The sequence below is a fragment of the Pseudomonas sp. TMW22090 genome (assembly GCF_022496665.1).
Lineage (GTDB): Bacteria > Pseudomonadota > Gammaproteobacteria > Pseudomonadales > Pseudomonadaceae > Aquipseudomonas > Aquipseudomonas gregormendelii.
Window position 1 is genome coordinate 1 of sequence record NZ_SCFH01000027.1, and the last position, 1,358, is coordinate 1,358.

Annotated in this window: 1 protein-coding gene; it reads left to right on the forward strand. The window is 54.9% G+C overall.

What is annotated here, in order from left to right; genetic code table 11:
• Positions 1-65: 65 nt before the first annotated feature.
• A complete protein-coding gene (locus tag EQV97_RS28825; RefSeq protein WP_240890573.1) occupies positions 66-1,322 on the forward strand; it encodes an IS256 family transposase in 1,257 nt (418 codons plus the stop codon).
• Positions 1,323-1,358: the final 36 nt, after the last annotated feature.

Consider the following 1,358-nt stretch of genomic DNA (forward strand, 5'->3'; position numbering starts at 1 on the left):
GAGGGTGTAATTAGTTTTGTGTAAACGGTCATTTGGCAGGAGACTGCCTACCCCAAGGAAATCCAATGACCGAGCCAAAACCCAAGCGCGCCAAACGAGTCAAGCCTGATCCTGAACTGGTTAAACTGGCCGACAGTCTGCTGGCCAACTACAAAAAGCCCGAAGATCTGATCGGCGAAAACGGCCTGCTCAAACAGCTCACCAAGATGCTGGTGGAGCGGGCCCTTGAAACCGAGATGACCGAACACTTGGGGCACGACAAAAGCGCAGCGATCACCAACACCGCCGCCAATGCGCGCAACGGTCACAGCGGTAAAACCCTGAAGGGCGACTTCGGCGAACTGCCGCTCGACATCCCTCGCGACCGGCAGGCGTCCTTCGAGCCGCAGTTGGTGGCCAAGCATCAAACCCGCTGGACGGGCTTCGATGACAAAGTCATCTCTCTCTACGCTCGCGGTTTGAGTGTCAGAGAAATCCAGGCTCACTTACAGGAAATGTACGGCACAGAGGTCTCTCCCAGCCTGATCTCGGCGATTACCGACGCGGTGAGTGACGAGGTCAAGCTGTGGCAAGCCAGACCACTGGACGCGCTGTACCCGATCCTCTATCTGGACTGCATTCACGTCAAAGTGCGTGACGCTGGCGCCGTGCGCAACAAGGCGGTTTACCTGGCTATCGGCGTCAATATGGCCGGTCACAAGGAAGTGCTGGGTCTGTGGATCGCTCAAACCGAAGGCGCGAAGTTCTGGCTGCAAGTGGTGACCGAACTCAAGAATCGGGGCGTGCAGGACATCTTCATCGCCTGCGTGGACGGTCTCAAAGGTTTCCCTGAAGCCATTGAAGCCGTCTACCCAAAAGCCGTCGTTCAGCTGTGCATCGTGCACATGGTGCGCAACAGCTTGAACTTCGTGTCGTGGAAAAAGCAGCGAGAGGTGGCGGCTGATCTCAAACTGATTTACACCTCGGCAACCGCCGAATTGGCCGAACAACGACTCTGCGAATTTGAAGCCAAATGGGATGCCGAGTACCAGTCGATCAGCCTGTCATGGCGGCGAAACTGGGCTCGGGTGATCCCGTTTTTTGACTATCCAGCCGAAATTCGCAAGGTGATTTACACCACCAATGCCATCGAATCGATCAACATGAGCCTGCGCAAAGTGATCAAAACGCGCGCCTCATTTCCGACCGATGACGCGGTGATGAAACTGTTTTATCTGGCGCTGAACAACATCAGCAAGAAGTGGACGATGCCGATCCGGGACTGGAAAGCGGCCTTGAATCGCTTCAGTATCCAGTTCGAAGATCGGCTGTTAACGGTTTAATAAAAATCCCGTTTACACAAAATCTAGGACACCCTC